General features: G+C 73.1%; 18 protein-coding genes. 7 read left to right on the forward strand and 11 right to left on the reverse strand.

Annotated features, from left to right (window positions below):
• Window positions 1-537 precede the first annotated feature (537 nt).
• Entirely contained in the window at window positions 538-1,752 is a 1,215-nt protein-coding gene (locus ACFYMO_RS19625; RefSeq protein ID WP_388547665.1) for an amino acid deaminase/aldolase, read from the forward strand.
• A 52-nt stretch (window positions 1,753-1,804) separates the two neighbouring features.
• Here ACFYMO_RS19625 and ACFYMO_RS19630 read toward each other — a convergent pair whose 3' ends face one another.
• The 5 genes from ACFYMO_RS19630 to ACFYMO_RS19650 all read right to left on the reverse strand — a co-directional run bounded on the left by ACFYMO_RS19630 (window position 1,805) and on the right by ACFYMO_RS19650 (window position 7,791).
• A complete protein-coding gene (locus tag ACFYMO_RS19630) occupies window positions 1,805-2,707 on the reverse strand; it encodes a DUF2510 domain-containing protein (RefSeq protein ID WP_388547748.1) in 903 nt (300 codons plus the stop codon).
• A gap of 92 nt (window positions 2,708-2,799) precedes the next feature.
• Entirely contained in the window at window positions 2,800-4,086 is a 1,287-nt protein-coding gene (locus tag ACFYMO_RS19635) for an HAD family hydrolase (RefSeq protein WP_366774375.1), read from the reverse strand.
• A gap of 130 nt (window positions 4,087-4,216) precedes the next feature.
• Complete coding sequence (locus ACFYMO_RS19640; protein WP_388547668.1) at window positions 4,217-5,011, reverse strand: 3-oxoacyl-ACP reductase; 795 nt, start codon at window positions 5,009-5,011, stop codon at window positions 4,217-4,219.
• A complete protein-coding gene (locus ACFYMO_RS19645; RefSeq protein WP_366774377.1) occupies window positions 5,008-6,411 on the reverse strand; it encodes an aldehyde dehydrogenase family protein in 1,404 nt (467 codons plus the stop codon). The genes ACFYMO_RS19640 and ACFYMO_RS19645 overlap by 4 nt, the downstream gene beginning before the upstream one ends.
• Window positions 6,412-6,423: 12 nt before the next feature.
• On the reverse strand, window positions 6,424-7,791 hold the full coding sequence (locus tag ACFYMO_RS19650; RefSeq protein ID WP_360302581.1) for a glutamine synthetase family protein: 1,368 nt from the start codon (window positions 7,789-7,791) through the stop codon (window positions 6,424-6,426).
• A 90-nt stretch (window positions 7,792-7,881) separates the two neighbouring features.
• Between ACFYMO_RS19650 and ACFYMO_RS19655 the strand changes: the two genes are divergently transcribed.
• From ACFYMO_RS19655 to ACFYMO_RS19665, 3 genes are all read left to right on the forward strand, one after another.
• A complete protein-coding gene (locus tag ACFYMO_RS19655) occupies window positions 7,882-8,610 on the forward strand; it encodes an FCD domain-containing protein (RefSeq protein ID WP_366774378.1) in 729 nt (242 codons plus the stop codon).
• Window positions 8,611-8,763: 153 nt separating this feature from the next.
• On the forward strand, window positions 8,764-10,227 hold the full coding sequence (eat, locus tag ACFYMO_RS19660; protein WP_366774379.1) for an ethanolamine permease: 1,464 nt from the start codon (window positions 8,764-8,766) through the stop codon (window positions 10,225-10,227).
• A 160-nt stretch (window positions 10,228-10,387) separates the two neighbouring features.
• A complete protein-coding gene (locus ACFYMO_RS19665; RefSeq protein WP_366774380.1) occupies window positions 10,388-11,110 on the forward strand; it encodes a gamma-glutamyl-gamma-aminobutyrate hydrolase family protein in 723 nt (240 codons plus the stop codon).
• On the opposite strand, the gene ACFYMO_RS19670 is transcribed toward ACFYMO_RS19665, so the two are convergent.
• Window positions 11,100-12,020, reverse strand: coding sequence for a LysR family transcriptional regulator (locus ACFYMO_RS19670; RefSeq protein ID WP_366774381.1), 921 nt, complete (start codon window positions 12,018-12,020; stop codon window positions 11,100-11,102). The two genes, ACFYMO_RS19665 and ACFYMO_RS19670, sit on opposite strands and share 11 nt — an antisense overlap.
• 70 nt (window positions 12,021-12,090) lie before the next feature.
• Between ACFYMO_RS19670 and ACFYMO_RS19675 the strand changes: the two genes are divergently transcribed.
• Window positions 12,091-13,230 (forward strand): C4-dicarboxylate ABC transporter, encoded by a 1,140-nt coding sequence (locus tag ACFYMO_RS19675; RefSeq protein WP_388547674.1) that lies wholly within the window; start codon window positions 12,091-12,093, stop codon window positions 13,228-13,230.
• Here the strand turns inward: ACFYMO_RS19675 and ACFYMO_RS19680 are convergent.
• From ACFYMO_RS19680 to ACFYMO_RS19690, 3 genes are all read right to left on the reverse strand, one after another.
• Window positions 13,157-13,885: a helical backbone metal receptor gene (locus ACFYMO_RS19680; RefSeq protein WP_366774383.1), complete on the reverse strand. Its 729-nt coding sequence runs from the start codon at window positions 13,883-13,885 to the stop codon at window positions 13,157-13,159. The two genes, ACFYMO_RS19675 and ACFYMO_RS19680, sit on opposite strands and share 74 nt — an antisense overlap.
• Before the next feature lie 157 nt (window positions 13,886-14,042).
• On the reverse strand, window positions 14,043-16,667 hold the full coding sequence (locus ACFYMO_RS19685) for an ABC transporter permease/substrate binding protein (RefSeq protein ID WP_366774384.1): 2,625 nt from the start codon (window positions 16,665-16,667) through the stop codon (window positions 14,043-14,045).
• Window positions 16,660-17,757 (reverse strand): betaine/proline/choline family ABC transporter ATP-binding protein, encoded by a 1,098-nt coding sequence (locus tag ACFYMO_RS19690; RefSeq protein WP_366774385.1) that lies wholly within the window; start codon window positions 17,755-17,757, stop codon window positions 16,660-16,662. Before ACFYMO_RS19690 ends, ACFYMO_RS19685 begins: the two co-directional genes overlap by 8 nt.
• A gap of 333 nt (window positions 17,758-18,090) precedes the next feature.
• On the opposite strand from ACFYMO_RS19690, the gene ACFYMO_RS19695 reads away from it, so the two are divergent.
• Window positions 18,091-18,996, forward strand: coding sequence for a 5'-3' exonuclease H3TH domain-containing protein (locus ACFYMO_RS19695; protein WP_388547751.1), 906 nt, complete (start codon window positions 18,091-18,093; stop codon window positions 18,994-18,996).
• Between the two features lie 65 nt (window positions 18,997-19,061).
• Window positions 19,062-19,919 (forward strand): siderophore-interacting protein, encoded by an 858-nt coding sequence (locus ACFYMO_RS19700; protein ID WP_366774386.1) that lies wholly within the window; start codon window positions 19,062-19,064, stop codon window positions 19,917-19,919.
• A 67-nt stretch (window positions 19,920-19,986) separates the two neighbouring features.
• Here the strand turns inward: ACFYMO_RS19700 and ACFYMO_RS19705 are convergent, their stop codons facing one another.
• Together ACFYMO_RS19705 and ACFYMO_RS19710 are read right to left on the reverse strand one after the other, a co-directional pair.
• Window positions 19,987-21,144 carry a phosphatidylinositol-specific phospholipase C1-like protein gene (locus ACFYMO_RS19705; protein WP_366774387.1) on the reverse strand — a complete coding sequence of 386 codons (1,158 nt, stop codon included), beginning with the start codon at window positions 21,142-21,144 and terminating at the stop codon, window positions 19,987-19,989.
• Between the two features lie 400 nt (window positions 21,145-21,544).
• Window positions 21,545-24,364 (reverse strand): DEAD/DEAH box helicase, encoded by a 2,820-nt coding sequence (locus ACFYMO_RS19710; RefSeq protein WP_366774388.1) that lies wholly within the window; start codon window positions 24,362-24,364, stop codon window positions 21,545-21,547.
• Window positions 24,365-24,466 lie beyond the last annotated feature (102 nt).

Here is a 24,466-nt window from a genome sequence, read left to right on the forward strand (position 1 = left end):
CCGGGGCGGCACGGAGGCGCCGGTGCGCTGCGGCCCCGTCCCGGTCCCGGCCCCCCTCCCGGTCCCGGTACCCGGACCGCGGCCCGGGCCGGGCGGCGGCTGGGCAGGAGCGCTCCGCGGCCCCGCGGCGGCACCGGCCGCGGCCGACGGAACGGCAGCGGCGGGCGGAGCGGCGGGACGCGGCGGAGCGGCCGGGGGCGGCGGGACGCCCGGTTGCGGCGGAGCCGCGGGTCGGGGCGGAGCGGCGGGAGGGTCGGGGACGGCAGCGCGGTCGGCGTCGGTGCTCATGTGCGGCGCCCCCCTCCGTGCGATACCGCCCCGCACGAACGCCGGTTCGCGCGTGCGTGTTCGTCGTGGCGGCGTTGAACAGTTCGCCGCGTGCGTACCGTCGCAGCGTGCGGCGTCACTCTACGGTGCGCACCGGGAGGGACGGCAACCCGGCCGAGCTGTGCTGACGCACCCGACGCGACGGGGCTGCCGGGGTGTTGCGGCGCTCCGGGGCTGTGCGGGCGCGGGCGCCTCTGGCAAGCTGCGAGAGTGTTCGATACGACTGCCGCTCCCGCCGCCGACCGCGCCCGGTACGACCGTGCGACCGCCCATCTCGACGCGCCTCTCGCGCTCGTCGACCTGGCGGCGTTCGACGCCAACGCGGACGATCTCGTACGGCGGGCCGGCGGCAAGCCGCTGCGCGTGGCCAGCAAGTCGGTCCGCTGTCGCGCCCTGTTGGAACGGGTGCTGGTCAAGGACGGGTTCCGCGGGGTGATGGGCTACACCCTCGCCGAGTCGCTGTGGCTGGCCAGATCGGGCGTCGAGGACGTGCTGCTGGCCTACCCGTCGGCCGACCGCGCCGGTTACGCGGAGCTGGCCTCGGACCCGAAGCTGGCCGCCGCGGTGACCGTGATGGTGGACGACCCCGCGCAGCTCGCCCTGATCGACGCGGCACGGGACGGCGGCACCGAGCCGATCCGGGTCTGCCTCGAACTGGACACCTCGCTGCGGCTGCTGGGCGGCCGGATCCGGGTCGGGGCGCGCCGCTCCCCGCTGCACTCCCCCGCCGAGCTGGCCGACCTCGCGCGCACCGTGCAGCGGCGCCCCGGCTTCCGGCTGGTCGGCCTGATGGCGTACGAGGGGCATGTGGCGGGCGTCGGCGACGCGGTGCCCGGTGCCGCGCTGCGCTCCCGCGCGGTGCGGCTGATGCAGCGCACGGCCCGCCGCGAGCTGGCGGCACGCCGCTCGGCGGCGGTACGGGCGGTCCGCGCGGTGGCACCGGACCTGGAGTTCGTCAACGGCGGCGGTACGGGCAGCGTGCAGCACACCGCCGCCGAGGAGGCGGTGACGGAGATCGCGGCCGGCTCGGGACTGTACGTGCCGCGGTTGTTCGACAACTTCACCTCCTTCACCGCTCATCCTGCCGCCCTGTTCGCCATGCCGGTGGTGCGCAGGCCGGGGGTGGGCGTGGTCACCGTGCTCGGTGGCGGCTATCCCGCCTCCGGTGTCGCCGGGCGCGACCGGCTGCCCGAGGTGTACCTGCCGGCCGGGCTGCGCTACGACCCGCAGGAAGGGCCCGGCGAGGTGCAGACTCCGCTGCTGGGTCCGCCCGCCGACGACCTGCTGATCGGGGACAAGGTGTGGTTCCGGCACGCCAAGGCCGGTGAGCTGTGCGAGCGGTTCGCGACGCTGCACCTGGTGGAGGGCGACCGGGTGACGGACGCGGTGCCCACCTACCGGGGCGAGGGCATGACGTTCCTGTGAGGGAGGAACGGCGGCAGGGGCCCGGCACCGGACGGTCGCCCGGGTCCCGCCGTCAGACGGCCTCACGGTTGCCGTCGTCGGCGCCCTCGCCCAGCCCGGTGCGGACCACGCCCTTGCGCAGCTCGTCCAGATCGGAGGCGGGAGGCGCCTCGGACGCGATGTCGACACTGCTCCACAGGGCGAGGAGCCCGCCCTTGACGTGCGGTGAGCGGAAGACCACGGCCTCGACGTAGGCGTCCGGCTCCAGCTTGTTCTCCACCCGCCAACGCACTCGGTACCCGGGCTGGCCGGCGACCGTGACCGCGCCGGACTCGACGACCTTGTGGTCGGTGATGCCGCCGTACGCCTTCTTGGAGTACGACTGCTTCGCGTTCTCGGCCACCTGGAGCTCGGCGGCCCCCTTCAGCGCCTTCTCGCCCTCCCAGCCGCTGGAGACGGGCAGCAGCTTCGCGCCGCCGCGCACACAGTTCGTCTCCTCCCCGGGGCAGCGGTAGGCGGCCCGGTGCGCGACGAAGCCGGATTCGGGGTCGGGCCGCTCCCATCCCTCCGGGACGGTCAGCCCGACGCCGAGCCCGGGTTCGGGTACGACGTCACCGGGTGAGCTCTCCGGCGCCGGGGACTCCCGGTCGCCGCGGTCGCCGGGCGGGTCGTCCTCGCCCTCCGGGCCGGTGGACTCCGGCGACGGGGAGGAACTGGCGGCCGCCTTGGGCTCCTCGTCGTCCGAACCGCCCGCCACCAGCACCCCGCCCACGGCGAGGGCGGCGACCAGCACGACCGCGCCGACGATGCCCGCGATGAGCGGACCGCGCCCGGCCTTCCCGCCGCCGGGTCCGGCGGCGGCGCCCGCGGCGGGCCGGGTGTGCTGGGTCCAGGTGGTGCCGTCCCACCAGCGCTGCTGCGGCGGAAGCGGGGGCGTATGCCCGGGATCGGGGTACCAGCCGGGCGGGGTCGTCATGCTCACGCCCGCACCCTAGGGCACAGGCGTACGAGGCCGCCGGGCGCCCCCGGGGGGGGGTGCGGGTCCGCGTACCCGCACCCCCCGGTGCCCTACGCGGCGCCGTGGGCGGTGTCGAGCTGGTCCGGGATGATCGAACCGTCGTTCCTGCGCACCGGACCGAGCGAGCCGTCGGGACGCGTGAAGCCCTCGGTGGAGCACGGGTAGGGCTCCCGCTTGCGGGGCAGCGGTTCGATGAACATCGGGTTCACCGCCCAGCGCCCGTCGGCGTCGTCGTAGCCGCGGCACATGATCTCCGGCTTGTTGCGGTTGAGCACCAGGTGGGTGCCCGTCGCGTCGCCGACGAAGGTGACGTCGGTGTCCGCGTCACCGCCGCCGATCGCGATCCGGTGCCGCCGGTCCTGCTTCTGCCAGGCCCGGGGCCCGTGGATACCGAAGATCTCCTGGTTGATCACGCACCGCTTGCCCTCGATGTAGGGGATCATCTCCCCCTTGCTGGGGGGCATGCCGCCGCAGCCCTCGGTCCAGGTGGTGATCCGGCCGTGCTCGACCACACTGCGGATGGCGAAGGTGTGCCGGCGGTCGATGCCGACTCCGCGCGCCCACTCCTCGGCCACCGGCTCGGAGCCCGCCGAGACGATGTAGACCTCGAAGCCGGCCTTCTTCAGCGTGCGGACCAAGTCCTGCTGCTGCTCGTAGTAGCGGCTGTAGGCCGGCACGGTGTGGGTGCCCACCCGCTGCGTGCTGCCGACGGGGGCGGCCAGGGCCTCGTCGCGCGCGGCCCTGGCGTAGGAGCGCAGCTCCGGCACGGTGTGGCCCGCGAAGAGCTGCGGCACCCAGGCGTACTGGGGAACGGTGCGCCGGTGGTTCCACTTCCCGGCGAACGCCTCCTCGCCGGCCATCGTCTCGGCCTCGCCGCGCACCTGCAGGATCTCGTCGGCGCATGCGTCGTCGGTCGAAGTGGGCAGCGGGTGCCCCACCGGCACGTCGGTGCCGCACGCCTCGGTGAGCGCCCGGTCGGCGGCGGGGGTCAGCCACGTGCTGGTGTCGGACCAGCGCTCGGGGCGCAGGATCTTGTCGTGCCGCAGGGCCCAGGCGATGGTGGCGTCCGTCGAGTCGTTCTTGACGATGGTGTTGTCCCAGTCGAACGCGGCGACCGGACGGCGGCTGCCGCGCAGGTGCCCCGAGCAGGTGCCGCGTTCGTCGATGGTGCGCTGCAGCTTGGCGCGGTTGGCGCCGTGCCAGGGGAGTTCGGTGGAGAGCTGGGGGCAGTGGCGGCCGCCGCCGTGCCCGGCTGCTGCCTGCGCCGGGACGGGCGAGAGGGTGGCGGCGAGGGCCGCGGCCGCGATGAGGCCGGTCAGGACGGATCTGCTGCGCATGTGGCGCCCCTCCTGGGCTGTCGACAGTGACTCTGTGCACGCTACATCGATGACGGGCGCGCGCTGCTCCGGCCCGCCCGCCGCGCCGCGTCTCCCGCGCCGGCGCTGCGGGCGGTGCCGGAGCCGGCCGCTACTGCGGGGTGACGTAGGCGCCCGCGATGCCGCCGTCGACCAGGAACTCCGCCGCGTTCACGAACGAGGAGTCGTCGCTGGCGAGGAAGGCGACCGCGGAGGCGATCTCCTCCGCCTCGGCGAACCGGCCCGCCGGCACGTGCACCAGCCGCCGCTGCGCCCGCTCCGGGTCCTTGGCGAACAGCTCCTTGAGCAGTGGGGTGTTCACCGGGCCGGGGCACAGCGCGTTCACCCGGATGCCCTCGCGGGCGAACTGGACGCCCAGTTCGCGGGACATCGCCAGCACCCCGCCCTTGGAGGCGGTGTAGCTGATCTGCGAGGTGGCGGCGCCCATCACCGCGACGAACGAGGCGGTGTTGATGATGGAGCCCCGCCCCTGGGCGCGCATGTACGGCAGCACGGCCTTGCAGCACAGGTAGACCGAGGTGAGGTTGACGTGCTGGACGCGCTGCCACGCCTCCAGCCCCGTCTCCAGGATCGAGTCGTCGTCGGGCGGGGAGATGCCCGCGTTGTTGAAGGCGATGTCGACCGAGCCGAAGGTCTCGTGCGCGGTCCGGAACAGCGCCTCGACCTGGTCGGGGTCGGTGACGTCCACCGCGGCGTACCGGCCGCCGACCTCCCGGGCCGCGGCCTCGCCGCGCTCGGCGTCCACGTCGGCGCAGACGACGTTCGCCCCCTCGGAGGCGAGGCGGCGGGCGGTGGCGAGGCCGATGCCGCTGCCCGCGCCGGTGACCACGGCCGTACGCCCGACCAGGCGGCGGCACACGGCGGTCTCGTTCTCGGTGGCGCTCACTGGCTCTCCTCGGTGCTGATGAAGACGTTCTTGGTCTCGGTGAAGGCGGCGAGCGCGTCGGGCCCGAGTTCCCGGCCGAGTCCCGACTGCTTGTAGCCGCCGAAGGGGGTGGAGTAGCGCACGCTGCTGTGCGAGTTGACGGACAGGTTGCCGGCCGCGACCCCGCGCGAGACGCGCAGCGCGCGAGCGCTGTCCCGGGTCCAGACCGAGCCGGAGAGCCCGTAGTCGGTGTCGTTGGCCAGCCGCACCGCCTCGTCCTCGTCCTCGAAGGGGACGACGACCGCCACGGGTCCGAAGACCTCCTCCACCGCGGCGCGCTGCCCCTCGGCGTGCGCCAGCACGGTGGCCGGGTACCAGTAGCCGGGGCCTTCGGGGACGCTGCCGCGGATGAGCGCGGGCGTCTCCTCGGGGACGTATGCGCGCACCCGCTCCCGCTGGCGGGCCGAGATGAGCGGGCCCATGGCGGTGGCCCGGTCGGCGGGATCGCCGGCCCGGAAGGCCTGCACGGCGGGCTCCAAAAGCTCCAGGAACCGGTCGTGCACGCTGCGCTGGACCAGGATGCGGCTGCGCGCGCAGCAGTCCTGGCCGGTGTTGTCGAGGAAGGAGCCTGGTGCGGAGGCCGCGGCGCGCTCCAGGTCGGCGTCGGCGAAGACGATGTTGGGGCTCTTGCCGCCGAGTTCGAGCGTGACGCGCTTCACGGACTGCGCGCAGCGGGCCATGACGCTCTTGCCGACGGCGGTGGAGCCGGTGAAGACGACCTTGGCCACCCGCGGATGGTCGACCAGGGCCGTGCCGGTGACGGCCCCCTCCCCCGGCAGCACCTGGAAGAGCCCTTCGGGCAGCCCGGCCTCCCGCGCCAGTTCGGCCAGTCGCAGCGCGGTCAGCGGGGTGTCCTCGGCGGGTTTGAGGAGCACCGCGTTCCCCGCGGCCAGCGCGGGCGCGCTGCCCCAGGCGGCGATCGGCATCGGGAAGTTCCACGGGGCGATCACGGCGACCACGCCGAGCGGTTCCGCGAAGGTGAGGTTCACGCCCCCCGCGACCGGGATCTGCTGCCCCGTCAGGCGCTCGACCCCGCCCGCGGCGTAGTCGAGCAGGTCGCGGACGTTGGCCGCCTCGCCGCAGGCGTTGCCCAGCGGGTGTCCGGCCTCGCGCATCTCCAGGACGCCGAGTTCCTCGATGCGCCCGTCGACGGCGGACGCGAACCGGCGCAGCAGCCGGGCCCGGTCGGCGGGTGCCAGCGCGGCCCAGGTGGCCTGGGCCGCTTGCGCGCGTTCGACCGCGCGGTCGACTTCCTCGGGGGTGGTGACGGGGACGGTGGTGAGCACCTCCTCCGTCGCCGGGTTGACGATGTCGAGCTGCTCGGCTCGGGGCGGGGTGGGTTCTTGCTGCTCGTGCTGCACTCGGTCGGTTCCTCACATGCGCTCGAAGGAGCGGTAGCGCTCCCAATCCGTCACGGCGGTCTCGAAGGCCCGCTGTTCCACCCGGGCCATGTTGAGGTAGTGGTCGACCACTTCGCTGCCGAACGCCTCCCGCGCCGGTGCGCTCCCCTCCCACAGCTCGGCGGCCTCGCGCAGGGTGGTGGGCACATGCGCGGCGTCGCCGGTGTAGGCGTTGCCGGTGCAGGCGGCCGGGAGCTCCAGTGCGTTGTCGATGCCGTGCAGCCCCGCCGCGATCATCCCGGCGACGGCCAGGTAGGGGTTGACGTCGCCGCCGGGCACCCGGTTCTCCAGCCGGTGCCCCGCGCCGTGGCCGATGACGCGCAGGGCGCAGGTGCGGTTGTCGGGGCCCCAGGCGACGGCGGTGGGTGCGAAGGAGCCGGGCTGGAACCGCTTGTAGGAGTTGATGTTCGGCGCGTACAGCAGCGTGAAGTCCCGCAGGGCCGCGAGCTGTCCGGCCAGGAAGTGCCGCATCAGGGGCGACATGCCGTGCTCGCCCTGCGCGTCGGCGAGGACGGGCCGTCCGTCCGCGTCCCGCAGTGAGAGGTGGATGTGGCAGGAGTTTCCCTCGCGCTCGTCGTACTTGGCCATGAAGGTGAGCGCGTGGCCCTGCTGGGCGGCGATCTCCTTGGCGCCCGTCTTGTAGATGACGTGCTGGTCGCAGGTGGTGAGCGCGTCCGCGTAGCGGAAGGCGATCTCGTGCTGGCCCAGATTGCACTCACCCTTGGCCGACTCGACGACCATGCCCGCGGTCGCCATCTCGTTGCGGATGCGGCGCAGCAGCGGCTCGACGCGTCCGGTGCCGAGGATGGAGTAGTCGACGTTGTACTGGTTGGCCGGGGTCAGACCCCGGTAGGCGCTGTCCCAGGCCTGTTCGTAGGTGTCCTGGAAGACCATGAACTCCAGTTCGGTGCCCACATACGCCTGCCAGCCGCGCTCGGCGAGCCGGTCGAGCTGCCGCTGCAGGATCTGCCGGGGCGAGGCGACGACGGGGCTGCCGTCGTGCCAGGCGAGGTCGGCGGTGAGCAGCGCGGTGCCGGGGTTCCAGGGGACGCGGCGCAGCGTGCCGGTGTCGCCGTGCATGGCGAAGTCCCCGTAGCCGCGCTCCCAGGAGGACATCTCGTAGCCGTCCACGGTGTTCAGCTCGACGTCGACGGCGAGCAGGTAGTTGCAGCCCTCGCTGCCGCCGTCGAGCACGTGCTCCAGGAAGTAGGGGGCGGCGAACCGCTTTCCCTGGAGGCGGCCTTGCATGTCGGTGAAGGCCAGGACGACGGTGTCGATCTCGCCCGCCTCGACGAGTCTCCTCAGCTCCGAGACGGCGAGCGGTGGTGTGCGGTCTGCCACGGGTGGGCCTCCTGTCGGTCCGCGGAAGCCATAAGGTAGCCGTGCATACCTTTGAAACGGAAGAGGGTCACCGGAAAGGAAGAGGCTGCGATGCCGGAGGACGACAGACTCGGCACGGTGCTGCGTACCGTACACGCGGGCAACGGGTTCGAAGAGGCACTGGAGCAGATCCTGCAGATCGTCCGGCTGGGCCTGGTCGCCGAGGGCGAGCGGCTGCCCGCCGAGCGCGAGCTGGCCGAGCGGCTCGGGATCAGCCGCGTCACCCTGCGCGAGGTGCTGAAGGTGCTCGCCGAGCAGGGCGTGGTGGCCAGCCGGCGCGGCCGGTACGGCGGCACCTTCGTCCTGCCGCAGCCGGCCGCCGAGGGGAGCGGCGCCGGGCCGGGCGAGGTGCGACTGCCGGCCGGGGCGCCGGAGCTGGCCGACACCCTCGTCTTCCGCGAGGTGCTGGAGGCGGGCGCCGCGGAGGTGTGCGCCACCCGCGGCCTGTCCGCGGCGGAGGCGGCCCGGCTGCGGGAGGCGCTGGACGCCACCCGCGAGGCGGCGCTCCAGGACTACCGGCGGCAGGACACCCTGCTGCACCTCACCCTCGTGGAGCTGGCCGGGTCCCCGTCGCTGACCGCACGGTACGCCGCCGTGCGGGCCAAGCTGAACGAGCTGCTCAACCACATCCCGCTGCTGGTGCGGAACCTGGAGCACGCCCAGCAGCAGCACGCGGCACTGGTCGCCGCCGTCCTGGAGGGGGACGGCGAGGGTGCCCGCGCCATCGCCCGCGAGCACTGCGCGGGGACGGCCTCGCTGCTGCGGGGGTTCCTGAGCTGAGGCACCGCGGGCGCGGAGTGGATGCGGAATGCCCGGTGTGCCCCGCGGTGCCGGGTGCGGTTACCGCCCCTTCACGCACGGGGGTTGCGCTGCACACCCTCCGACCACAAAGGTATGCCAGCACACCAATGGCTCACCGCGGGAGTGTGGCACATGACCCAACAGTCCGAGTCCCCCGACCGGGACCGCGCCCCGGCGACGCGGCCCGACCCGGATGCGGCGTACCTCGAACGCCGCACACTGCGGCGCGGCAGCGCCGGCCCGCTGCTGCTGACCGGGCTCGGCGTCGCCTACGTCGTCTCCGGTGACTACTCCGGCTGGAACGCCGGCCTGGCCGAGGGCGGCTTCGGCGGCCTGGCCGTCGCCGCGGTCCTGATGGGGCTGATGTACACCTGCATGGTCTTCGCCCTGGCCGAACTGTCCGCCATCCTGCCCACTGCGGGCGGCGGCTACGGCTTCGCACGGCGCGCCCTGGGCCCCTGGGGCGGCTTCCTGACCGGCACGGCCATCCTGATCGAGTACGTCCTGGCACCGGCCGCCATCGTCTGCTTCATCGGCGACTACATCGAATCCCTGGGCCTGTTCGGGCTGGAGTCCGGCTGGCCCGTCTACCTCGCCTGCTTCGCCCTGTTCATCGGCGTCCACCTGTGGGGCGTCGGCGAGGCGCTGCGCTTCTCGCTCGTCGTGACCGCCGTCGCGGTCGCCGCGCTGCTGGTGTTCGTCCTCGGCGCCCTCACCGACTTCCACACCAGCGCGCTCGACGACATCCCGGTGGACCACGGCGCCTTCGGCTCCGGCTCCTGGCTGCCGTTCGGCGTGCTGGGCATCTGGGCGGCCTTCCCCTTCGGCATGTGGTTCTTCCTCGGCGTGGAAGGCGTGCCGCTGGCCGCCGAGGAGACCAAGGACCCGGCCCGCACCCTGCCCAAGGCCATGGCCTGGTCGATGGGCATCCTGCTGCTGCTCGCGCTGCTGACCTTCGTGACCGCGACCGGGGCCCGCGGCTCGGCCGCCGTCCAGGACGTCGGCAACCCGCTGGTGGAGGCCCTGCAACCGGACGGCGAGGCCACGGCACTCTCCCGCGTCGTGAACTACGCGGGCCTGGCGGGGCTGGTGGCCTCCTTCTTCTCCCTCATCTTCGCCGGCTCCCGCCAGCTCTTCGCCCTCTCCAGGGCCGGCTACCTGCCCCGCTTCCTCTCCCTCACCAGCCGCCGCAAGGCCCCCTACCTCGGGCTGCTGCTGCCCGGAGCGCTGGGCTTCGGGCTGGCGGCGAGCAGCGGCGACGGCGCCACGATGCTCAACATCGCCGTCTTCGGCGCCACCATCTCCTACGCGCTGATGTCGCTCTCGCACATCGTGCTGCGCAGGCGCGAGCCCCATCTGGAACGCCCCTACCGCACCCCCGGAGGCGTGCTGACCTCCTCCGTCGCCCTGGTCCTGGCCCTCGCGGCCCTGGTGGCCACCTTCCTGGTCGACAAGCAGGCAGCATTGATCGCACTGGCCGTCTACGCGGTGGCGGTCGGCTACTTCGCCCTCTACTCCCGCCACCGGCTGGTGGCGGCGGCACCCGAGGAGGAGTTCGCGGCCCTGGCCGAGGCGGAGGAGGAACTGCGCGACTGACCGTCGCGGGCCGCGCGTCGCGCCCCTCCGGTGCGCTCCGGCCGAACCGCCGGAGCGCACCGGGCGGGCGCGGCCCCCGTCCGCACCCGCCCTCGTACGGGGCACCCGGCGTCAGGAGCCGGAACACCCCGAAGAACACAGCCGACAGGAGAGAGACCCCGTGGCACCACCCCTCATCGGCATCACGACCTATCTGGAACCGGTCGCACGCTGGGGCGACTGGCAGCTGCCCGCCGCACTGCTGCCCGCCTCCTACCACCGGATGGCGCAGCGCGCCGGAGCCCGCGCCGTACTGCTCCCGCCCGACGAGGACCCGGACGCGGCGGCCGACACCCTCTCCCGGCTGGACGGCCTGGTCACCGCGGGCGGTCCGGATGTCGACCCGGCCCGCTACGGCGCCGCACGCGATCCGCACACCGGCCCCGGATACTCCGAGCGCGACGCCTGGGAACTCGCCCTCACCCGGGAGGCGCTGTCCCGGCGCGTGCCGCTGCTGGCGATCTGCCGGGGCATGCAGCTCCTCAACGTCGCCCGGGGCGGCACCCTCGTCCAGCATCTGCCCGCCACGGCGGCCCATCGCGGCGCCCCCGGGGTCTTCGCCCCCCACGAGATCGCACCGGTCCCCGGCACACTGCTCGCCAAGGTGCTGGAGGAGGCGGCGGCCGTGGCCGTGCCGACCTACCACCACCAGGCGGTGGACACGCTCGGCGAAGGCCTGGTGAGCACCGCGCACGCGCTGCACGACGGCACCGTCGAGGCCCTCGAACTCCCCGGCGCCGACCACTTCGTACTCGGCGTCCAGTGGCACCCGGAGGCCGGTGACGACCTCCGGCTGATGACGGCACTCACCACGGCGGCAGCCGCCGCCGGCCTCAACCGGTGAGGGCCAGCAGCTGACGGGCGGGCCCCGCCGGCCGGGCGCCGCGCGGCCAGACCGCCCGCAGCGCCCGGCTCAGCCCGGGTCCCTCCACCGCGACCTCGATCAGCCGCCGCGCGGCCAGCTCCTCCCGCACCGCCAGCTCGCTGAGCACGGCCGGTCCCGCGCCGCTGACCGCGGCGGCCTTGACGGCCGTGGTGGAGGCCAACTCCAGCAGCGGCGGGCCGAGCCCGCCGTGTGCGGCGAGCGCGGCGTCCAGGACCTGCCGGGTACCGGAGCCGGGCTCGCGCAGCACCAGTCCGGTGGCGGCCAGTTCGCGGAGCGGGACCGGCTTGCGGCGCCGGGTCCACGGGTGCCCTGGCGCCACGACGACCAGCAGCCGGTCGTGCCCGATGACGGTGCCGTCCAGGCCCGGCGGCACCCCCAGTCCCTCCACGAAGCCCAGGTCCGCCTCCGCATCCAGGACCGTGCGGGCCACGGCCGCGCTGTTGCCGGCCCGCAGCCGCACCGCGGTGTCCGGCCGCTGGGCGCGCAGCGCGATCAGCCAGCCGGGCAGCAGATACTCGGCGATCGTCATGGAAGCGGCGACGGTGAGCCGGGAATCGCGCCGGTCGCGCAGCGCACCGACACCCGCGTCGAAGGACTCGGCGGACTCCACGATGCGCCGCGCCCAGTCGGTGACCAGCACACCGGCCTCGGTCAGCCGCGAGCCCCTGGGCGAGCGCTCCAGCAGGGTGACCCCGAGCATCCGCTCCACGGAGCGCAGCCGGGCGCTGGCGGCCGGCTGGCTGACCCCCGTCTCGCGCGCCGCGCGGCCCACACTGCCCAGCCGGGCGACGGCCAGCAGCAACTCCAGCGCGCCCAGATCCGGGACCCGGCGGGCCAGACCGCCGGACACACCCTCCCTCTCAGCCATAGGGCCAGCTTATGTCCCCATAGGGGCATGGCCCCTTCTGCCCGCCCCTGCTCCGGAGGAGCGTGGCCGCATGACCGCATCCGCGCACGCCACCGCCGAGACCGACTCCCCAGGCTCCGCACCGCCGGCAGCGGCCGAGCACCCGCCCGGACCGCGGCTGCGCGCCCTGGGGCCGAACTGGTACGCGGCGGTGATGGGGACCGCCATCGTGGCCACCGCCGGGACCGTGCTGCCGCTGCATCCGCCACGCGCCCTGCTGGACGGTGTCTGGGCACTGGCCGCGGCAGCGCTGGCGGTACTGCTGGCGTTCCGCGGAGCGCACTGGCTGCGCCACCGCGACCGGGCCCGCGCCCACCTGCTCGACCCCGCGATCGCCCCGTTCTACGGCTGCCTGGCGATGGCGCTGCTGGCGGTCGGCGGCGGCGCGCTGGCACTGGACGTCCCCGGGGCCGCCCGTCTCGACGCGGCGCTGTGGACGTCCGGGACGGCGGTCGGGCTGGCCACCACGGTGACCGTGCCCTATCTGATGATCACCCGGCACCGGGTCGAGCAGGGCAGCGCCGCCCCGGCCTGGCTGCTGCCGGTGGTGGCCCCGATGGTCTCCGCCGCGCTCGGCCCGCCGCTGGCCGCACACCTGCCCGCGGGCCCGGGGCGGCAGACCCTGCTGCTGGGCTCCTTCGCGCTCTTCGGAACGAGCCTGCTGGCGACGCTGCTGTTCCTGCCGCTGATCCTCTCCCGGCTGCTGCACCACGGCCCGCTGCCGGCGGCGCTGACGCCCTCGCTGTTCCTGGTGCTCGGGCCGCTGGGGCAGTCGGCGACCGCGCTCGGCAACCTCGCGGACGCGCAGCCGGGCACGTTCGGGGCGCTGTCGGTGCTCTACGGCGTGCCGGTGCTCGGCTTCGCACTGCTGTGGCTCGCGCTGTCGTCGGCGCTGGTGGCGCGCGCGGCACGCCGGGGCATGGCCTTCTCGCTGACCTGGTGGGCGTTCACCTTCCCGGTCGGCACCTGTGTCACGGGGGCCGCGGCGGTGTGGCGGCACACCGGAGCGGCCGCGTTCGGCTGGCTGGCGGTGGGCCTCTACGCACTGCTGGTGGCCGCCTGGGCGGCCGCCGCCGCCGGGACGGTGCGCGGACTGATCAGCGGAGCGCTGCTCGCAGCGCCGCACCGAGCACCTGCGGCGCCCGCACCAGCGACGGCCCGTACCAGGTGAGGTGGCGGCCGCTGCACAGCGCGGCCGGTGTCCCCGGAAACGCCTCGGGCCCGTCCTCGGCGGTGAACCGGTAGGGCTCGTCCGGCAGGACGACCACCTCGGCACGCCCCGGCGCGGACAGCTCCGCGAGCGGCACCCGCGGATAGCGCTCCGCGTGCCCGGCGTAGCGGTTGCGCACCCCGAGGTGGGCCAGCAGATCACCGGCGAAGGTGTCCCGGCCCAGCACCATCCACGGCTTGCGCCACACCGGTACGACCGCGCGGACGTCGAACTCGGCCCGCGCCCGGGTCCAGGCCTCCTCGGCCTCGTCGAGCCAGGCCGGGCGGGAGAGCCCGCAGCCCTGGGTGAGCACCCGGTGCAGTTCCGCGAAGCCCTGCTCCAGCGTCCGCACCTCGGTCACCAGGACCCGCAGCCCGGCTTCCCGCAGGGCCCGCAGATCCGCGGGCCGGTTCTCCTCCTCGTTGGCGAGCACCAGGTCCGGAGCCAGCCCCGCGATGGCCGGGACGTCCGGGTTCTTGGTGCCGCGCACCCTGGTGACGGCGAGGTCCCCGGGGTGCGAGCACCAGTCGGTGGCCCCGACCAGGAGTTCGGGCGCGGTGGCCGCCACCGCCTCGGTGAGGGACGGCACGAGCGAGACAACGGACCGGCACGGCATGTGCAGCACCCTATGCCGCCGCTCCGGACGGCCCCACCCCCTGGGGCCCGGCCCGCGGCCCCGGCGGGCCGGCGGCCGCACGCCGGCGGTCCTGCGCGCCCGGACGCCGGGCGCCCGGAACCGGAACTGCACCAGCGGCGCCCCGCAGCAGGCGCCCTCAGCCGACGGGCGCCAGCTCGTCCTCCAGGCCCGGGTGGGCGTCCAGCCACTTGCGGGCGGACTTCTTCTCCTTGCCCTTGCCCTTGCCGCCCTTCTGGACGGCCGCCTCCAGGGAGCCGAGGTCCTGCTCGGACATCGTGAAGTCCTTCAGCCAGCCGTACAGCTCGGGGAAGTCCTCCTTGAACCCCTTCCGCGCGGTGACGTGGATGTGGTCGCCCTTGCCCCAGGCGCCCTTGGGGTCCTTGAGTTTCTTCATCGGATATGTGCTGTAGACCCAGTGCGGCGTCCAGGTGGTGGCCAGCACCGGCTTCTTCCGCGCCACGGCGCGGTCCACGGCCGAGAGCATGGAGGAGGTGCTGGAGGAGACCACCTTGTACTCGCCCTCCAGGCCGTACGCCTTGAGGACCTTGTCCTGGAGGATCTTCATCTCACCCGCGCTGGACTCGATCCCGATGATCTTCCCGTCGAACTCCTTGCCGCGCCCCTTGAGATCCGCCAGCGAGTCGACGCCCTTGACATAGGAGGGCACGGACAGCTCCAGCGAGGTGGGACCGTACCAGGAGCCGACGTCGGTGAGTCTGTCCCGGTACTTGCGCCAGTACTGCTCGTGGGTCGTGGGCAGCCAGGCGTCCGTCTGGAAGTCGATCCGGCCCTGCGCCATGGCGGTGAACAGCGGACCGGGGTCGAGCTGCTCGACCTTCGGCTGGTAGCCGCGGTCCTCCAGGATGTTCTCCCACAGGTAGGTGGTCGCGACCGCCTCGTCCCAGGGGAAGTAGGCCATGCTGACCGACTTCCCCGCGTCCTTGCCCCGCTTCTTCGCACCGCCGGGCACCGGCACCATCTTGTCCAGGAACCCCGGGTGGGCGTTCAGCCACTTGGCGGCGGCCTGCTGCTCCCGGCCCTTGGAGGCGTCCTGGATGGCAGTCTCCAGCGAGGTGAGCTGCTGCTCCGTCAGATGGAAGTTCTTCAGCCAGCGGGCCACGACCGGGTCGTCCTGGGCGAAGCCCTTGCGGGCGACGTTGTAGAGCTTCTCCCCCTTGCCGAAGGCGCCCTTGGGATCCTTGAGCTTGGTCAGGTCGTATTTGGCGTACGCCCAGTGCGGGGACCAGAGCGTGACGACGACCGGCTGCTTCTGCTGGATGGAGCGCTTCAGCTCGGCCAGCATCGAGGAGGTGCCGGAGGAGACCACCTTGTACTCGCCCTCCAGGCCGTACGCCTTGAGGACCTTGTCCTGGAGGATCTTCATCTCACCCGCGCTGGACTCGATCCCGATGATCTTCCCGTCGAACTCCTTGCCGCGCCCCTTGAGATCCGCCAGGGACCGCACCCCCTTGACGTAGGAGGGCACGGTCAGCTCCAGCGAGGTGGGGCCGTACCAGGAGCCCAGCTTCTCCAGCTCGGAGCCGTACTTGTCCCAGTACTGCTGGTGCGTGGTGGGCAGCCAGGCGTCCGTCTGGAAGTCGGTCTCGCCCTGCGCGAGGGAGGTGTAGAGCGGGCCCGGGTCGAGCTGCTTGAGCTGGGGACGGTAGCCGCGCTGCTCCAGCGCCTCCTTCCACAGATACGAGGTGGCGATGGCCTCGTCCCACGGGATGTATCCCATCTTCAGCTGCTTGCCCTTGCCCACATCGGTGCCACCGGCGGACGGCGCGGAGGAGCCGGACTCGGCCAGGCTCAGCCCGCCCGCCGCCAGCGCCAGTGCCAGGAGGCCCGCGAGCGCGGCGAGCGTGCTCGGCCGGTAGCGGACGAACCGCATCCGGCCCATCATGGCGGCGGTCCGGGCCGCCGCGCGGCGGCCGAGCGGCGAGACGCGCATGCTCAGGGCGCCGGTCATCCGGTCCAGGTAGATGGCGAGGATGACGACGGCGATGCCGGCCTCGACGCCGAGGCCGATCTGGACCTGGGTGACGGCGGCGTAGATGCGCTCGCCGAGCCCCGGTGCTCCGGCCAGACCGGCGATGACGACCATCGACAGGGCCAGCATGATGACCTGGTTGATCCCGGCCATGACGGTCGGCAGCGCGAGCGGGAACTGCACCCGGGTGAGGGTCTGCCGGGGGCCGGTGCCGAAGGCGTCGGCGGCCTCCACCAGCTCGCTGTCGACCTGCCGGATGCCCAGCTCGGTCATCCGGACGCCCGGCGGCATCGCGAAGATGATCGTCGCCAGCAGGCCGGGAGTGGTGCCGACGGAGAAGAAGATCACGCCGGGGATGAGGTAGACGAAGGCGGGCATCGTCTGCATCACGTCGAGCACCGGGCGCACGGCGGCGCTGACCGCCTTCTTGCGCGCTGCCAGGATGCCGATCGGTACCGCGAAGAAGATGGTGATGACCGCGGCGGCCAGGACGAGCGACAGCGTGGACATCGCGTCGTCCCACAGCCCGAAGGAGTCGATCAGCACGAAGCCGGCGAAGGCGACGACGCCCGCGAGGAGTCCGCGCAGCCAGAAGGCGATGACGGCGAAGATCCCGGCCAGCAGCAGCGGCTCGACGCTGCCGAGGATCATGTTGATGCCGTCGTAGAGGCCGGTCAGCACCGTGTTGATGGCGTCGAACAGCCAGCTCAGATGGGTCTGCAGCCAGTCGACCGCGCTCTCGGCCCAGTTGCCCGGATGGAATTCAGGCACCCGCGCTCACCCCGTTCCCGTCCTCCTCTGCGGGGGGCGACTCCACCCGCGGCTCCTCGGCCAGTGCGGCGAGCAGCAGCTCGCGGTCGACGACACCCACGGGGGTGCCGGACCCGTCCGTGACGGTCAGCGGGTGCTCGCTGGTGGAGAACGGGGTGAACAGTTCGGCCAGCGGCGTCTCGGCCGTGACCGTCGGGACGACGGCGGTCGGCGGACCGCCGTCGGGCGGGGCCGCTCCGCCGCCGTCCGCCTCCCGCATGATGGCGCCCGCGGTCAGCACCCGGGAGCGGTCCACGTCCTGGGTGAAGGAGGCGACGTACTCGGTGGCGGGCCGCAGCAAGATGTCCTCCGCGGTGCCGATCTGCACGATCCGGCCGTCGCGCATCATCGCGATGCGGTCGCCGACGCGCATGGCCTCGTTCAGGTCGTGGGTGATGAAGACGATGGTCTTGTGCAGCGACTGCTGCAGCTGCAGCAGCTGGTCCTGCATGTCGCGGCGGATCAGCGGGTCCAGCGCACTGAAGGACTCGTCCATGAGCAGCAGGTCGGCGTCGGTGGCCAGCGCGCGGGCGAGCCCGACGCGCTGCTGCATGCCGCCGGACAGCTCGTCCGGCCAGGAGTGCTCCCAGCCCTGGAGCCCGGCCAGGTGCAGGGCCTCGGTGGCGCGCTGTTCGAGTTCCTCGCCCGGGACGCCCTGCACCCGCAGCCCGTAGGCGGCGTTCTCCAGCACGCTGCGGTGCGGGAAGAGCGCGAAGTGCTGGAAGACCATGCTGATCCGGTGGGAGCGCAGCCCGCGCAGTTCGCGCGGGCCGAGCGCGGTCAGGTCCTCGCCGTCGAACAGGACCCGTCCCGAGGTCGGGACCAGCAGGCCGTTGAGCATCCGCAGCAGCGTCGACTTGCCCGAGCCGGAGAGGCCCATGACGACGAATACCTGCCCTTCCGCCACCTCGAAGGAGGCATCGATCACCGCGGCGACCGTGCCTTCGGCGCGCAGTTCCTCGCGGTCCGCGCCGGCGCGCAGCCGGGCCACGGCCTCATCCGCCTGTCTCCCGAACACCTTGTACAAGTGTTCGGCTCTCAGTCTGGACACATTCACCCTCTTGACTGCGACAACAGTTATCCCGGCCTGCCATCCGTCTCGCCATGGAGCGCTGTAGATCGCTGCAACCGACGCACACCAGAAAGATGAATCACTCATGAAACTTTTGTCGGACTTGTCCTGCTCCATGAGCGTGACCCCGAATCGGGCCTCCCGCTCCCCACGGCGTCCAAAGGGGTGGAAAAGCGACCCGAGTGACACTCGGGAGCAGCGCCCGACCACCGGGCGTCACCTGTCGGCCCGGTACGGCATCATCGGCTCGTGACCACCACAGCGAACGCAGCGCACACCGGGACAGGACACACCGCGAACGGCCGCAGGCTGATGCTCCTGGACACCGCCTCGCTCTACTTCCGCGCGTACTTCGGCGTCCCTGACACGGTCCGCGCACCGGACGGAACCCCCGTCAACGCGGTACGCGGCCTGCTCGACTTCATCGCCAGACTCGTCCAGGACCACCGCCCCGCCGCACTGGCCGCCTGCATGGACGCCGACTGGCGCCCCGCGTGGCGGGTGGAGCTGATCCCCTCCTACAAGGCGCACCGCGTCGCCGAGGAGGCCCCGGGCGGGCCGGACGAGGAGGAGACCCCCGACACGCTGGGCCCGCAGGTGCCGGTGATCGAGCAGGTGCTGGACGCGATCGGAGTGGCCCGGCTCGGCGCCGCGGAGTACGAGGCGGATGACGTGATCGGCACCCTCGCCACCCGCGCCACCGGCCCCGTCGACGTCGTCACCGGCGACCGCGACCTCTTCCAGCTCGTCGACGACGCGCACGCCGTGCGGGTGCTCTACCCCGTCAAGGGCGTCGGCAGCCTGGACGCCTACGACGACGCGGCCCTGCGCGCCAAGTACGGGGTCGACGGAAGGGGGTACGCCGACCTGGCAGTGCTGCGCGGCGACCCCAGCGACGGACTGCCCGGGGTCCGCGGCGTCGGCGAGAAGACGGCCGCCAAACTGCTGGCCGAGTACGGCGACCTGGCGGGCATCCGCGCCGCGGCGGCCGACCCGGTCTCCCGGCTCACCCCCGCCCAGCGCACCAAGTTCCAGGAGGCCGCCGACTATCTGGACGTCGCGCCCACCGTGGTGCGGGTGGCGCGGAATGTCGCCCTCCCGGACACCGACCTCACCCTGCCGCGCGGCCCGCGCGATCCGGAGCTGCTGGAACAACTGGCCGAGCGCTGGGGACTGGGCGGCTCGCTGCGGCGGCTGCTGGAGGTCCTGGCGGACTGATCCGCCCCGGAGGCCGATCTGTTAGCTTAGGTATACCTAAGTTGCTCTGTGTCCAGGGAGGCCCCGTGCCCGAAAGCCCGGCCCGTCCAGCCCGCAAGAAGCCGCAGCTCCACCACGCGCGCGTGGTCCGCACCGAGCGACTGACGCCGCACATGGTGCGCGTGGTGCTCGGCGGCGACTCCCTTGCGGGTTTCCCGGCCGGTGAGTACACCGACCACTACATCAAACTGCTGTTCCCGGTCCCCGGCGTGCACTACCCGGAGCCCTTCGACATCGCGCAGATCCGCGCCGAACTGCCGCGCTCCCAGTGGCCCGCGACGCGCACCTACACCGTGCGCGCCTGGGACCCGGCCGCGCGGGAGATGACCGTCGACTTCGTCGTGCACGGCGACGAGGGACTGGCCGGCCCCTGGGCCGCCTCCGCCGCCGCCGGCGACGAGATCCGCTTCCTGGGACCCGGCGGCGCCTACGCGCCCGCGCCGGAGGCCGACTGGCATCTGCTGGCCGGCGACGAGAGCGCGCTGCCCGCCATCGCTGCCGCCCTCGCCCGGATGCCGTCCGGTGTCCCGGTCAGAGCCCTCATCGAGGTCGCCGCAGTCCAGGAGGAGCAGCCGCTGGAGGCACCGCCCGGCGCCGAGGTGCACTGGCTGCACCGGGGCTCGGCTCCCGTGGGCGAACGGCTCGTCGCGGCCGTCCGCGCCCTGGAGTTCCCACCGGGCCAGGTGCAGGCGTTCGTCCACGGGGAGGCCGGCTTCGTCAAGGAACTCCGCGGCCATCTGCGGCTGGAGCGGGGCGTCGCACGCGAGCAGCTCTCCATCTCCGGCTACTGGCGGCTCGGCGCCGACGAGGACAACTGGCAGGCGTCGAAGAAGGAGTGGAACGCCCGCGTCGAGGCCGAGCAGGAGCAGCGCCCCGCCGCATGAGGACGGCCCCGCCCGCGTGACGCCCCGCCGCCAGCCGCACGGCGGAGCCGCCCGCGGGCGGGGGCCATCAGCGCGGCTCCAGCGGCCCCCTGGGGCAGTGCCGCGGCCCCGACACGGGATTGCACCGCACGGCCCGATCCCGCGGCCCCGGCAACTCGGCCACGTAGTCGGACCCGTACCGGGCGGCCAGACCAGGGACCGGGAAGTCGGTGCTCACCATCTGCGCTCCCGACGAGAGGGCGTCGCGCAGCATCCCGGTGCTGCCGCTGCCCGCCTGCTCCAGCGGCACGTCCGAGCGGGTCCGCACGTAGAACCCGCGCCGCACCAGGTCTCGGATGACGGCCTTGCCCTCGCCGGTGGGGTCATTCACCTTCATGAAGGCGGCGTCGGGCCGGCCCGGCTCGGAGTCGGTGAACAGCACCCGCCCCTGCAGGCTCTCGCGGCCCCCGGCCCGGTAGGCGTCCTGGATCTCCCGGCCGTCGTTGTCCATGAAGAACATGACCTGCCCCCGGGTGTCACGCACCTTGGGCCAACCGTGCCGGAGCACCGACTGCTCCAGCGTGCGCCCGGGGCGCCGGATGTCGTCCGGCGTCAGCGTCGCCTCGTCGGGGAAGACGGACCGGATCTCCTCGTCCAGCGCGTCGAGCATCGCCGAGTCCCAGGGCGGACTCTCGGCCCCGCCCTGCTCCTCCAGCCGCGGATCGGTCTGCTTCAGCTCCAGCAGGATCGGCACCGCGACATGACCGGGACGGCGCTCGGACCACTGTTTGACCTGGCGCAGGCAGCCGCGCAGGGTGACGCAGGTCGAGCGGTAGTCGAAGTCCGCCCAGTGCAGCACCTTGAAACCTGGCTTGCGCAGGTCCGGGTCATCGAGCGGCGGCAGTCCGGCCCGCTTGCGCAGCAGCGGATCGGCGTAGAGACCGCCCTCGGGGTCGGGGAAGACGTCGAGTTCGATGCCGCGGGCACGCTGCCGGGCGAACTGCTCGGGCAGCGAGGAGTGACTGTAGAGCAGGTTCTGCCAGTTGGGGTCGTAGCGGGACATCAGGTTCTGCTCGGCGAGCGAGGTCGTCTCGCGGTGATAGCTGTTGTGCGTGGCCATGGCCTGGAGCTGGGTCAGCCGCAGGTCGCCGGCCGGATCACGGTGGCCGCCCCGCCCGGCGGCACCGTCCGGCTGGGCCGCGGCGGAGGTGGAGGTGAGCGCCGCGAAGGCGGCCACCGCGGTCATGGCGCAGATCCAGCGGCGGATCGCGGATCCGGCTCGGGATCGGGTGCTGCTCGTACGCACTGGGCCCCCTGTCGAGTACGGGAAGCGCGCGGACACGCGCGCCGGACGGAGCCTGCCGGGCCCGTGCGGCCGCCCGGTGCCCGCCGGTTGACGCACGCCTGAACATCCCGCCCCCGGGCCCGGCCGTCAACACCGCCTCGTCCGGGCGTGGTTCGGCGGAACGGCCGGACCCGGGCGGCGCTCCGCGGCGGCACGGCCTGCTCCGGGGCGCCCAGCGACAGCGCGGCACCCCTGGGAAGGGCACTCCCGTGTGTCCGCGAGCAGCGCAGCCAGCCGGTCCCGGGGTCCGGACTCGCAGCGAGCGGCCAGCGGCCAGCCGCCAGCCGCCAGCCGCCAGCCGTCAGCGCACGCTGGTGTACGCGACCACGCCGCGCAGCATGCCCTCGATCGCCCTGCGCGCGTTCCGGGGCACCGTGCCGCCGTCCGGCGCCGCGGCGGCCAACTGGCCGAGGACGTCGATGACCTGCTTGCACCAGCGCACGAAGTCACCGGCGGGCATGTCGGCCTCGCGCAGCACGTCGTCGAGTCCGTAGCCGTCCGCCCAGCGGAAGGCCGCCCAGGCGAAGCCCAGGTCGGGCTCGCGTTGGCCGACTCCCTCGGTGGCGGTGATCCGGTGCTCCTCCTCGAGCGCGTCCAGCCGCCCCCAGATCCGCACCATCTCCCCCAGCGCGGCACGGGCCCGGCCGCCGGGGAGCTTGGGAGGCAGCGCGTCGTCATTGCTGCGGGCCTCGAACACCAGCGCGGAGACACAGGCGGCCAGCTCGGCGGGGGGCAGCCCCTCCCACACGCCCTCGCGCAGGCACTCCGAGGCGAGCAGGTCGAGTTCGCCGTAGAGCCGGGCCAGCACCCGGCCGTCCTCGGTGACCTGGTCACCGGAGAGGTAGCCGAGCTCGGAGAGCAGCGCGTACACCCGGTCGAAGGTGCGGGCGATGGTGTTCGTACGGCCCTCGATGCGGCGCTCCAGCTGGCGGGTGTCGCGGCGCAGCCGGGTGTAGCGCTCGGCCCACCGGGCGTGGTCCTCGCGCTCGTCGCAGCCGTGGCAGGGGTGCCGGCGGATCTCCGTGCGCAGCCGCTCGATCTCCGGGTCGTCGGCGGCGGCCGAGCGCTGCTTGCGATGCCGCTCGGGCACGTGGTGGCCCGCCTTGCCGCGCAGCGCGGAGGCCAGATCCCGGCGGGACTGCGGGCTGCGCGCGTTGAAGGACTTGGGGATGCGCATCCGCTCCAGCGGCTCGACGGGCACCGGGAAGTCGATCGGGCCGAGCCGTTTGACCTGCCGCTGTGCCGTCAGGACGAGCGGCCGCGGCCCCTCCTGGCCGGTGCTCCCGTCGTATCCCCTGCGCGCGCCCGAGCCGCGGCCGCCGCTCACCCCGGCGTCCAGCACCAGCGCCAGCCCCGCGTACTTCCCGGTGGGCACATGGATGACGTCGCCCGGCCTGAGCTTCTCCAGAGCCGCTGCGGCCTGCGCCCGGCGCTGGTTGGCACCCTGCTTGGCCAGCTCCGTCTCGCGGTCCTTCAGCTCCCGGCGCAGCCGCGCGTACTCCTCGAAGTCCCCCAGATGGCAGGTCATGGAGGCGCGGTAGCCCGCCATGCCCTCCTCGTTCTTCTGCACCTGCCGGGAGATGCCGACCACCGAGCGGTCGGCCTGGAACTGCGCGAAGGAGGTCTCCAGCAGCTCGCGCGAACGGTGCCTGCCGAACTGCGCGACGAGATTGACGGCCATGTTGTACGACGGCTTGAACGACGAGCGCAGCGGATAGGTGCGCGCACCGGCCAGCCCCGCCAGCGCGGCGGGGTCCATACCGCGCTGCCACAGCACCACCGCGTGCCCCTCGATGTCGATGCCGCGCCGTCCCGCACGCCCGGTGAGCTGGGTGAACTCACCGGGGGTGATGTCGGCGTGCTGCTCGCCGTTCCACTTGACCAGCTTCTCCAGCACCACCGAGCGGGCCGGCATGTTGATGCCCAGGGCGAGTGTCTCGGTGGCGAAGACGGCCTTGACCAGGCCGCGCACGAACAGCTCCTCGACCACCTCCTTGAAGGTGGGCAGCATGCCCGCATGGTGCGCCGCGATGCCCCGCTCCAAGCCCTCCAGCCACTCGAAGTAGCCCAGGACGTGCAGATCCTTGTCCGGGATGTCGGCGGTGCGCTCCTCGACGATCTCCCGGACCCGGCCGCGTGCCGCGTTGTCGTTCAGCCGCAGACCCGAGTAGAGGCACTGCTGGACGGCGGCCTCGCACCCCGCCCGGCTGAAGATGAAGGTGATGGCCGGGAGCAGCCCTTCCGAGTCCAGCCGGTCGATCACCTCGGGCCGGCCCGGTGTCCAGATCCGGGCGCGCTGTCGGCGCTCCCGCTCGCGGTCGGCCTCCCGCTGCGGGCGGCCGCCCCGGCGCCGGTCGCGGCCGCCTCCCACCCGGCTGTTCTCCATCCGGGCCATCCGCATCAGGTCGGGGTTGACCTCGCGCTTGTCGCCGGACTCCTCGAACAGGTCGTACATCCGGCGGCCGGCCAGCACGTGCTGCCACAGCGGCACCGGGCGCTCCTCGGAGACGATCACCTGGGTGTCACCGCGGACGGTGTCCAGCCAGTCGCCGAACTCCTCCGCGTTGGAGACGGTGGCCGAGAGCGAGACCAGGGTGACCGACTCGGGAAGGTGGATGATCACCTCTTCCCAGACGGCGCCCCGGAAGCGGTCCGAGAGGTAGTGCACCTCGTCCATGACCACGTAGCCCAGGCCCAGCAGGGACTTCGAGCCCGCGTAGAGCATGTTCCGCAGCACCTCGGTCGTCATCACGACGATCGGGGCCTCGGAGTTGACGCTGTTGTCACCGGTCAGGAGTCCGACCTTGGCGGCTCCGTACCGCTTGACCAGGTCGTTGAACTTCTGGTTCGACAGCGCCTTGATGGGGGTCGTGTAGAAGCATTTGCGGCCCTGGGTGAGGGCCAGGTGGACGGCGAACTCGCCCACGATGGTCTTGCCGGAGCCGGTCGGCGCTGCGACCAGCACACCCTTTCCCGCTTCGAGGGCTTGGCACGCCTCGATCTGGAAGGGATCCAGAGCGAAGTCGTACAGGTCACGGAAGGGCGCGAGAGCGGTGGCCTGGTCGGCGGCACGCTTGCGTGCCGCCGCGTACCGCTCCGCGGGGGACAGATCCTCGGTCATCGTGTCTACGAGCCTACCGGCCGACTCCGACAGACTCACGATCTTTACCGGCCCGCGCAGCGAATCCCGTGGTCAGCGAGGTGGGCACTCCCCGGCCGGGAC

Origin of the sequence: Streptomyces sp. NPDC007025 (genome assembly GCF_042869455.1) — a bacterium.
Lineage (GTDB): Bacteria > Actinomycetota > Actinomycetes > Streptomycetales > Streptomycetaceae > Streptomyces.